The sequence below is a fragment of the Rhizomicrobium sp. genome (genome assembly GCF_056722145.1).
In genome coordinates this window covers 1-9234 of sequence record NZ_JBWZET010000304.1, presented here as the reverse complement: position 1 = coordinate 9234, position 9234 = coordinate 1, and the positions used below count along the sequence as shown (strand labels likewise).

Genomic DNA, 9234 nt, shown 5'->3' with positions numbered 1-9234 from the left:
ACGCCCGCGACGACATCCATCCGGTTGATCGCCAGCGATCCCGACTTGCCGGGAAACACGGCCGGATTGTCGACCCAGAACAGGGCGTAGGAGATATTGCCGGCGTCCGACAGGATGCCGACGAACGGCGCGGTGTCGTCCGCCGCGGCGCCGCGTGTGCCGCCGATGACGACATGGCTGATCAGCGTGTTCGATACATCGTAGAGATCGATCGAACCGGTCCAGGCGCCGGTCAGCGCATCGGATTCGATCTGGGTGCCGAAACCGGCGATCGGATTGCCGAAGCGCACGATGAAGCTGTCGCTCTGGCTGCCGGCGTCGGTGAGAAGATGATCGCCGGCCGCGAAATCGCCGCTGAAATCGGTGCCTTCGTCATGCCGCGACAGCACCCCTTCGGACGAGCCGACCCCGACCATTATCGGTCCGGCCATGCGCGCATCGGGTGTCGAGATCAGCGTTCCGGCAGGCCCGAAAATCCCCCAGTCGATGGTGGTGGCGATGGGGTAATGCGCAAAATCGGCGCGCGAACTGGTGATGACGATGGTGGCGTCGGCCGATCCCAACAGCGCCACACAGGCAGCGACAGCGGCAACGAATTTGAGCATGGAACCTCCCCTGGCGACGGCTGCCTTCACGAAGGTCGCAAGGGACATGCCAGCGGCGGAAACCGCCGGCTTTGGCAGCGGTGTACATTTGTTTGTAAAGCCGACTGACGCTTCAGTCGAGATCCACGTCGTGATCGAGACCGGTGACGAGATTGCGCATCGCACGCGCTGCCGGTGGGAAGACGGTCATGAACGGCACGAACATCTGGCGGAAAATGCCGATCACGCTGGGGCGGCCGCGCGCGAGCTGCGTCAGCCGTTCGACTTCGCCCACCACCTGGCGGTGCGCCGCTTGCCGCACCCGGCCGTAATCGGCGAGCCGCGTCAGATCGCCCTTGAGCGCATCGGCAGCGCAGGCGGCGAACACGAAGGCATCTTCCACACCGAGATTCATGCCGCGCGCCGCGACCGGAGAATGGATGTGGGCCGCATCGCCGCCGATCACCACGCGGCCGTCGACCTCGCGTTCGGCAAGGCGATGGGCGATGTGGAACGTCGACTGCCACACCACCTCGCCGGCGCGCGTGCCCGGCGGCAGCCGTCCGAGCAGGCCCGGCACGTCGCCGAACAGGCGCCAGACGCCGTCGCGGATGCAGAGCAGGAACACCAGCCCGCCATCGACGAAGGAAACGTGCGCCTCGCCCGGATCGAGCGGGCAGTTGGCGAGATGAATGTCGTAGAGCGGCCATTCCTCGGGAAAATCAGAGCCGATGAAGGCGACACCCATGTGCTTGCGCACGGCGCTGTGGGCGCCATCGGCTCCAAACAGTAGTGGCGTGCGCACCGTTTCGCGCTGGCGCCCTGCGTTCAGCAGCACGGCATCGACGCCGGCATCATCCTGGCTGTATTTTTCGAATTCGAGCCGCCGCTCGGGCACGATGCCTTTGGCGGTCAGTGCCGCGGCGAGGATCGCTTCGGTGCGCGTCTGCGGCAGCACGCTCATCTTGAATTGGGGATGGACTTCGCCGAACGCCAGCCCGGCGACGCGCTCCCAATGATGATAGAAAGCGACGCCGTGAATGAGGCGCGCTTCGGCGACGATCGGGGCGGCGCAACCGATGCCGTCGAGAATTTCCAGCGTGCGGGGATTGATGATTTGCGCCCGCGAAGTCGTCGCCGGAGCGCCGGCCTTGTCGATGATGCGGCAGGCGACGCCGCGTTCGGCGAGAAACAGCCCCGCCGCCAGTCCGGTCGGCCCCGCGCCGACGATCAGGACGTCACCCATCAGGCCCCCGCGAGAACAGCGCCAACCGTAACTCGCGGGGTGCTTGCAAGGTTCCCTCTACTTGGCGTTGGCGAGGTTGGTGTTGGCAAAGTCCCAATTGGCCAGGCTCTCGAGGAAGGTCTTGACGTAGTCCGGACGGCGGTTCTGGTAATCGAGATAATAGGCGTGCTCCCACACGTCGGCGGTGAGCAGTGCGGTCTGGCCGTGCACCAGCGGCGTGTCGGCATTGGCGGTCGCCACCACGGCGAGCTTGCCGCCATCGAGCACCAGCCACGCCCATCCCGAACCGAACTGGCCGACGGCCGCCGCCGAGAACTTCTCGACGAAGGCGTCATAGCCGCCGAAATCCTTGTCGAGGCGCGCCGCGATATCGCCGGTCGGCTTGCCGCCCCCGGTCGGGCTCATCGAGTTCCACAGGAAGGTGTGGTTCCACACCTGCGCGGCATTGTTGAACAGGCCCTTCTTCGAGGCATCGGCGGCCGCGGTCTTGATGATCTCTTCCAGCGGGGCATTTTCAAGCGGCGTGCCGGCAATCAATTTGTTGGCATTGGTGACATATGCGGCGTGATGCTTGTCATGATGGAACTCGAGCGTCTTGGCGCTGATGTGAGGGGCGAGCGCATCTTTGGCATAGGGCAGATCGGGAAGCTGAATCGTCATTGAAATCTCCAGTCGAATTCCATCGGCGGCGGGAAGGAGGCCGCGACTCCATTACATTAGAGTTATTACAAGAAGTGACGCCGATTTCAATGAAAATGGGCAGAATTCAGCCAAAATTCAGGCCCGTAGAAATGCCAAAAGCGGCACGCACCCTTCGGCACGTCCCGCTTTTCGATGGCCGGCGGAAAATCCGTCCCGGCTCAGTCGGTTTCGACCGGACCCGGCACGACACAATCGGCCGGCGCCCGTGCCTCGAGCTCGTGGCAGAGCTTGTCGGCGTCGTTATCCATTCCGGCCCAGCGCAGTTTGGCGATGAGTCCCTTCAGACCCTCGAGGTCCTGTGTGGAATTTTGCTTTCGCTCTTGCCCAGAGTCTTGCAACATTACTGCCTCCAGATACGCGCGTGGTATACGTTGTTGTTGCCGCGACGATCGGGTCGCTGTCACGCGAATTCGCAGCTTCCTCTTTGTACATCAATTCGGGACTTTACGGATCGTCTTTACTCTGTTTGGTTTGACGCACACGTCTGCGGTTTTGGCATACCGCAAATTCGCCGCATTGGGATCAACCCCGGGGGAACACCATGAAGATCATCGCGCGCACTGCTGCTGTTGTGGCGCTTACCACTGCGGCGCTGGCTGCGACCATTCCGCCGCCGCCGGCAACGCCGTCCGATGCGACGAGCGATATCGTGCAAGGCGTCAAGGTCGCCGATCCCTATCGCTGGCTGGAGAACTGGTCGGACGCCAAGGTGCAGGCGTGGAGCGCGGCGCAAAACGATCGCACCCGCGCCTATCTCGATGCGTTGCCGAGCGAGAAGCCGCTGGCGGCCGAGCTGACGCGCCTGGAATCGGCGACTTCGCCCGCATTTGCCGGCCTCAAGCCGCGCGGCAAACTCGTGTTCGCCACCTATTCCGATCCCAAGCTGCAGCAGCCGGTGATCGTGACGCTGAATGCCAAGGCCGATCCGGCATCGAAGAGAGTTGTGCTCGATCCCAACGCGCTCGACGCCTCCGGCCATATCGCCGTCGACTGGTACGTGCCCTCGCACGACGGCAGCAAGATCGCAGTGTCGCTGTCGAAGGACGGCAGCGAGGACGGCACCCTGCATGTGTTCGACGTCAAGACCGGCAAGGAGATCGAGCCGGCAATCGCGCGCGTGCAGTATCCGACCGCGGGCGGCAGCGTGGCGTGGGCGCCGGACGGCAAAAGCTTCTGGTACACGCGCTATCCCGGCCCCGAAGCGCCCGAAGCCGACCAGCATTTCAACATGCAGGTCTATTTCCATGTGCTCGGCACCAACGCCGCAACCGATACGCTGGTGCTCGGCGCCAAGGACGGGCTCGACCGGGTATCGGAGATCTTCCTCGACAACGAGCAGAACCTTCCCACCGTGATGGCGATGGTGCAGAAGGGCGACGGCGGCATCTGGTCGTATTACGTGCTGCAGCCGGGCAAGCTCCCCTTGCGCATCGGGGTGCCGTCCGACCAGATCGTCTACGCCAGCTTCGGCCCCGATGGCGCCGTGTACGGAATTTCGCGCAAGGGCACGTCCAACGGACGCATCGTCAAGCTCGACAAGCCCACCACCGACGTGCTCGCCAACGCCAAGGTGCTGGTGCCGGAATCCGACGTTGCCATCGAATCCGGCAACGCGCAGTGGAACGAGCCCGACCTCGCGTTTGCCGGCGGCAAGCTGTTCGTGCGCGACATCGTCGGCGGTCCCAATCAGGTACGTATCTTCGGCCTCGACGGCAAACCGGCCGGCACCCTGCCGCTGCCTGCGATTTCCGGCAGCCACGAGATCGTCGAACGCGCCGACGGCCGCGTTCTGTTCAACGTCACCAGCTATCTCAGGCCGCCCTATTACGCCGCCTGGGATCCCAAGACCGGCAAGGTGGAAGAGACCGCGCTGAAAGTCGTGTCGCCGGTGGATTTTTCCGATTGCACCGTCACCCGCGTGTTCGCGACCTCCAAGGACGGCACCAAGGTTCCGCTCAACATCATCATGAAGAAAGGCACCCGGCTGGACGGCAGCAATCCGACGCTGCTTTACGGCTATGGCGGCTACGGTGTCAGCCAGAATCCGACCTTCCTGCGCGGCTTCCGGCGATTGTTCATCGAGGCGGGCGGCATCTACGTGATCGCCAACATCCGCGGCGGTGCCGAATATGGCGAGACTTGGCACCAGCACGGCATGCTGACCTTGAAGCAGAATGTGTTCGACGATTTCTTCGCCGCCGGACAGTATCTGATCGACAACAAGTACACCTCTCACGCCAGGCTGGCGCTGATGGGCGGTTCCAATGGCGGCTTGTTGATGGGTGCCGAGATCACCCAGCATCCCGATCTCGCCCGCGCCGTGGTGTCGGCGGTCGGCATCTACGACATGGTACGGGTGGAACTCGATCCCAACGGCTCGTTCAACACCACCGAATTCGGGACGGTGAAGAACCCCGACGAGTTCAAGGCGCTGTACGCCTATTCGCCCTATCATCACGTTGTCGCGAAAACCGCCTATCCTGCGGTGCTGATGACGACGGGTGCCACCGACGGCCGGGTGAATCCGATGCACTCGCGCAAATTCACTGCGGCGCTGCAGGCGGCGACCAGTTCCGGCTTGCCGATCCTGCTGCGCACCAACATGCACGCTGGCCATGGCATCGGCTCGTCGCTGAGCGACCGCATCGCCGAGCAGACCGACATGCTGAGCTTCCTGTTTGATCAGTTGGGCATGGAGTGGCATAAATCGCCCTGACGAGGGGGCACGCGGGGGGTGTCATGAAGAAGTCGGCCTATGCGCTCGACGCCGGCCTGATCGTGCAGACGATCGAGCGCCTGCAGGCCCGCATTGAAGCGCGTTTTCCGGGGTCTGGCCTCGGCAATGTTTGTTCTGGGCTGGGCGTGGTCGGCAAGCTCACCGCGGCGCGGGCCGGCCGTTCGAACCGGCCGCATGTGCCGATGCGGCTTGTCGGCTTTGTGTTCATGGCGCTGTGGCTGGTGGTGATGTTCTACCTCGGCCGCTCCGTGAACTGGGCCGACGTGGTGCATCGCAACGACCTCGTCACCCTCGCCCAGCCGCTGGAGTCGCTTGCCAATCTCACGCTGCTGCTCGGCGGCGCGACGTGGTTCATTTTCCAGCGCGAGGCTTATCTCAAGCGCAAGCGCGTGCTCAGGGCGCTGTATGAACTCCGCTCGATGGCGCACGTCATCGACATGCACCAGTTGACCAAGGACCCCTCGGTCGAGCTCGGCACCTACAAGGGCACCGACGTGTCGCCGTCGCGCGTGCTGAGCGATTTCGAGCTGTCGCGCTATCTCGATTACTGCACCGAGATGCTGGCGCTGATCGCCAAGCTGGCGGCGCTCTACGCCGGCGAAACCGAAGACGCCGAAAGTCTCGCTGCCGTCAACGACCTGGAAGAACTGACCACCAATCTCGGCCGCAAGATCTGGCAGAAAATCATGATCATCGGCCAACTGGAGGAATGTCCGCCGAACAAATAGGGTCGTGATGCGCGCTCTTTTCTGCCCCCACGGGCGAGGTAATCGCGTCACTCGCACGCAGACCGTGGGGGAAGTGTCAGCCGCCGCCGTTGGGCGACGGATGACAAAGGGGGCTCACCACCCAACTGAAGCCCCCTTTGTCCGGCTTCGCTGCGCTGCGCTCGGACACTTCCCCCACGGTCCAAGTGCCTTTGACCAGATCATTGCGCCCGTGGGGGCAGAAAAACCAAAATCATGATCCGTTTGCATCTCGCTGCGTTTGCCCTGTTCGCGTCTGCCGCCGTCGCCGACTGCGCCCCGCCGCCGCCTTCCGTGCACGATCTCCTCGCCGAAAGCTATTACGACGATCCGCCGATCTATTCGCATATCGATCCGGTGCGGCTCGCCGCCTATGAGGCGCAGGTCAAGCCGGTGGAGGATTTTCTCCATGCTGTCGTCGCCATGGCCGACCGCGGCGACAAGCGTTGCGCGGTGCGTTGGCTCAAGGTGTGGGCCGACGGCGGCGCCCTCACCGGCCAACTGACCAACGATCAAGCGCAGTTCGAGCGGCGCTGGTTTCTCTGCGGTGTCGCGCTCGCCTATGCCAAGGTGCGCGACGGTGCCGGCCATGACGACAAGGCGGCGATCGACCGCTGGCTGATTACGTTGGCGGACGGCGTGCGCACCCAGGTGATGGCGTCGCGCAACACCCACAACAATCTCTACTACTGGGCCGGATTGGCAGTCGCCGCGACCGGCGCCGTCACCGCGACGCCGGCGGACCTCGATTTCGGCCGGGGGGTATTCCGCGAGGCCGAAGGCGAGATCGCCGCCGACGGCACCCTGCCGTTCGAGTTGAAACGAGGCGCCCGCGCGCTGCACTATCACATGTTCGCGGCCGAACCGCTGGCGATGCTGGAATCCATCCTGAACCTGCACTCGCCGAAACTGAAGCTGCTTGCCTATTTTTGCATCGCCGGGTCCGACGCGCCCGAAACCGTCGCAACCCGTGTCGGGGTGCCGCAGATCGGCGTGGGCACAGGCGACATGGACTGGGCTTCGGTCTATCTTCGCCACAACCCGCCGGAAGCGGGCGCTGTCGTTCGTTATAGCCATCGCCATACCCGCCCGGACGTCACCCGCCTTGGTGGCGACATCAGCAAGGCCAACCCGCTGGAGAGACCATGATGCGTACGCTTCTCGCCGCCGCCGCCCTGTTCGCCTCCGCCGCCTATGCCGAGTGTCCGGTGCCACCGCCGGCGCAGCACGACATCATCGCCGACATCTATTACGACGACCCGCCGGTCTATTCGCACATCGATCCGGTCAAGCACGCGGCCTATGAGGCGGCGGTCGGCCCGCTCGAAACGTATCTCAAGACCATCGCCAAGATGGCGAGCGCCGGCGACAAGCAGTGCACCTTGAAATGGCTGGTCACCTGGGCCGAAGGCGACGCCATGCTCGGCAAGATCGAAAAGGAGCAGGCGCATTTCGAGCGCAAATGGCTGCTGGCCGGTCTGGCGCTGTCGTATGCCAAGGTCCGCGACGGGGCAACCGGCGATCAGCGCGCCAGTATCGACGCGTGGCTACAGGCGTTGGCGTTCCGGGTGCGCGAGCATTCCGACGCCTACAAGGGCGCCAAGAACAACCACTATTATTGGGAAGGCCTCGCGGTCGGCGCCGTCGGCGTCGTCACCGAACACCCGAAGGATGTGGAATGGTCCCGCGGCGTGCTGAAGGCCGCCGAAGCCGATATCGCCGACGACGGCACCCTGCCGCTGGAAATGAAACGCGGCGGACGTGCCCTGCACTATCACCTGTTCTCCGCCGCGCCGCTGGTGATGCTGGAAAGCATCCTCGACGTACGCTCCGAGAAGATCGCCAAGCTGGCCGAGTTCTGCGACCGCGCCTGGCGCGATCCCGCCATCGCTGCCAAGCTCGCCGGAACACCGCAGATCGGCATTCTCGACGACGACCACGACTGGGCCCCGATCTTCATCCGCCACACCGGCGCCGCCGTCACGCCGACGCCCAACCGCCAGCCCTACGTCACCCGCCTCGGCGGCGACCTGGAAAAGGCGAACCCGCTCGAACATGTGAAGTCATAGCGCTGGGCGCCTCGTTGAGCTGGCGTGCTTTGCGCCCGGATTGTGTCGCTCAATTCTCAATCCGAAAGGCGCAAAGCCCCGAAGCACGCAAACCTCAAATGAAGTAAGCCCACGCGGAGACGCGGAGCGGGCGTGCCAGGTGGTTTCGCCGCGTCTCGTCACCATGATGGCTCTCACGATTTGGCACTTCATCTCCGCGTCTCCGCGTGAATCCTCTTAACCAATTCTGTTCATCTGCATGAATGACTGCACCTGCATCGCAAGCGGAAAAAATGCTGCAATTGTCGCACCCCCTTGAAATCGTCAGCACCGCTTCCCATCTCGACATTGTGTTGTTTTTTGGAGTGCAGCCCGGCAAGAAGGCCCGCGAAGAAATCGCGGCCCGCAACAGCAATTTCCTACGCGGTTTGCAAAGTCATACCGGTGAAGGATGCGCCCGCGCGTCCGAGGGTGTCTGGACAGGCTTATGTGCCGTTGAGCGCCGAAGCGGAAAACCGCCGCGCGACAGTCGGAAACGACTGCGGCCGGTTCGCCCCATGTCCGAGCCCCGTGTAGCCGAGGGAGAAGCTCGTGGTGCCGTCGTCGCGTTCACGCAACGCGCCGTGCGCCGTGACCTTTGCAAGAGGCGGGAGATCCCGCCTTTTGGCGTATTTAAGGGGTCCCCACAACCACTCGCACGTCGCGGTGCGGATAGGGAATGGTGATGCCGGCGGCCTTGAAGCGGTCCCACACCTGCAGCAGCACTTCGCTTTTGATGTTGGTGGTGCCGTTCTGCGGGTCGGTGATCCAGCAGCGGATTTCGAGATTGATGGCGCTGTCGCCGAATTCCTTCAGCAGCACGATCGGTGCCGGATGGGCGAGCACGCGCTGCACCGCTCGCACCGCCTCGTGGCAGATCGCAATCGCCTTGTGGGGATCGCAGTCATAGGAGACGCCGACCGGCACATGCAGCCTGAGCACGGCGTCGGAATAGCTCCAGTTCTCGACACCGTTCTCGACGAAATAGTCGTTGGGCACCAGGTATTCGATGCCGTCGCGCGTGCGCAACGCCACATAGCGCGCCCCCATCGACGTGACCCAGCCATAGCTGTCCTTGTACTTGATGACGTCGCCCGGGCGGATGGACTCCGCGAGGATCAAGGTCAGGCCC

General features: G+C 63.6%; 9 protein-coding genes. 4 read left to right on the top strand and 5 right to left on the bottom strand.

Annotated features, from left to right (window positions below; translation table 11 throughout):
• From AC1P6P_RS16195 to AC1P6P_RS16180, 4 genes are all read right to left on the bottom strand, one after another.
• The coding region (locus AC1P6P_RS16195) for a hypothetical protein (RefSeq protein ID WP_481403483.1) at positions 1-605 on the bottom strand (605 nt) is incomplete at its 3' end.
• 112 nt (positions 606-717) lie between these two features.
• Positions 718-1830, bottom strand: a complete 1113-nt coding sequence (locus tag AC1P6P_RS16190; protein ID WP_481403482.1) for an FAD-dependent oxidoreductase — start codon at positions 1828-1830, stop codon at positions 718-720.
• Between the two features lie 57 nt (positions 1831-1887).
• Positions 1888-2490 (bottom strand): superoxide dismutase, encoded by a 603-nt coding sequence (locus AC1P6P_RS16185; protein ID WP_481403481.1) that lies wholly within the window; start codon positions 2488-2490, stop codon positions 1888-1890.
• A 200-nt stretch (positions 2491-2690) separates the two neighbouring features.
• Positions 2691-2873, bottom strand: a complete 183-nt coding sequence (locus AC1P6P_RS16180; RefSeq protein ID WP_481403480.1) for a hypothetical protein — start codon at positions 2871-2873, stop codon at positions 2691-2693.
• A gap of 200 nt (positions 2874-3073) precedes the next feature.
• On the opposite strand from AC1P6P_RS16180, the gene AC1P6P_RS16175 reads away from it, so the two are divergent.
• From AC1P6P_RS16175 to AC1P6P_RS16160, 4 genes are all read left to right on the top strand, one after another.
• On the top strand, positions 3074-5248 hold the full coding sequence (locus AC1P6P_RS16175) for a prolyl oligopeptidase family serine peptidase (protein ID WP_481403479.1): 2175 nt from the start codon (positions 3074-3076) through the stop codon (positions 5246-5248).
• 23 nt (positions 5249-5271) lie between these two features.
• The gene (locus AC1P6P_RS16170) at positions 5272-5997 is read left to right on the top strand and encodes a hypothetical protein (RefSeq protein WP_481403478.1); all 726 of its coding nucleotides are present in this window, start codon (positions 5272-5274) and stop codon (positions 5995-5997) included.
• A gap of 234 nt (positions 5998-6231) precedes the next feature.
• On the top strand, positions 6232-7164 hold the full coding sequence (locus AC1P6P_RS16165; RefSeq protein ID WP_481403477.1) for an alginate lyase family protein: 933 nt from the start codon (positions 6232-6234) through the stop codon (positions 7162-7164).
• Positions 7161-8084, top strand: coding sequence for an alginate lyase family protein (locus AC1P6P_RS16160; RefSeq protein WP_481403476.1), 924 nt, complete (start codon positions 7161-7163; stop codon positions 8082-8084). The genes AC1P6P_RS16165 and AC1P6P_RS16160 overlap by 4 nt, the downstream gene beginning before the upstream one ends.
• A 651-nt stretch (positions 8085-8735) precedes the next feature.
• Here AC1P6P_RS16160 and AC1P6P_RS16155 read toward each other — a convergent pair.
• Positions 8736-9234, bottom strand: a 499-nt coding sequence (locus AC1P6P_RS16155) for a mechanosensitive ion channel family protein (RefSeq protein WP_481403475.1), incomplete at its 5' end; no start/stop codon positions are given.

Bases quoted from the DNA above. Each gene is read 5' to 3' on its own strand.
- AC1P6P_RS16185 (WP_481403481.1), bottom strand. From the start codon at position 2,490: ATGACGATTCAGCTTCCCGATCTGCCCTATGCCAAAGATGCGCTCGCC.
- AC1P6P_RS16165 (WP_481403477.1), top strand. From the start codon at position 6,232: ATGATCCGTTTGCATCTCGCTGCGTTTGCCCTGTTCGCGTCTGCCGCC.
- AC1P6P_RS16170 (WP_481403478.1), top strand. From the start codon at position 5,272: ATGAAGAAGTCGGCCTATGCGCTCGACGCCGGCCTGATCGTGCAGACG.
- AC1P6P_RS16160 (WP_481403476.1), top strand. From the start codon at position 7,161: ATGATGCGTACGCTTCTCGCCGCCGCCGCCCTGTTCGCCTCCGCCGCC.
- AC1P6P_RS16190 (WP_481403482.1), bottom strand. From the start codon at position 1,830: ATGGGTGACGTCCTGATCGTCGGCGCGGGGCCGACCGGACTGGCGGCG.
- AC1P6P_RS16175 (WP_481403479.1), top strand. From the start codon at position 3,074: ATGAAGATCATCGCGCGCACTGCTGCTGTTGTGGCGCTTACCACTGCG.
- AC1P6P_RS16180 (WP_481403480.1), bottom strand. From the start codon at position 2,873: ATGTTGCAAGACTCTGGGCAAGAGCGAAAGCAAAATTCCACACAGGAC.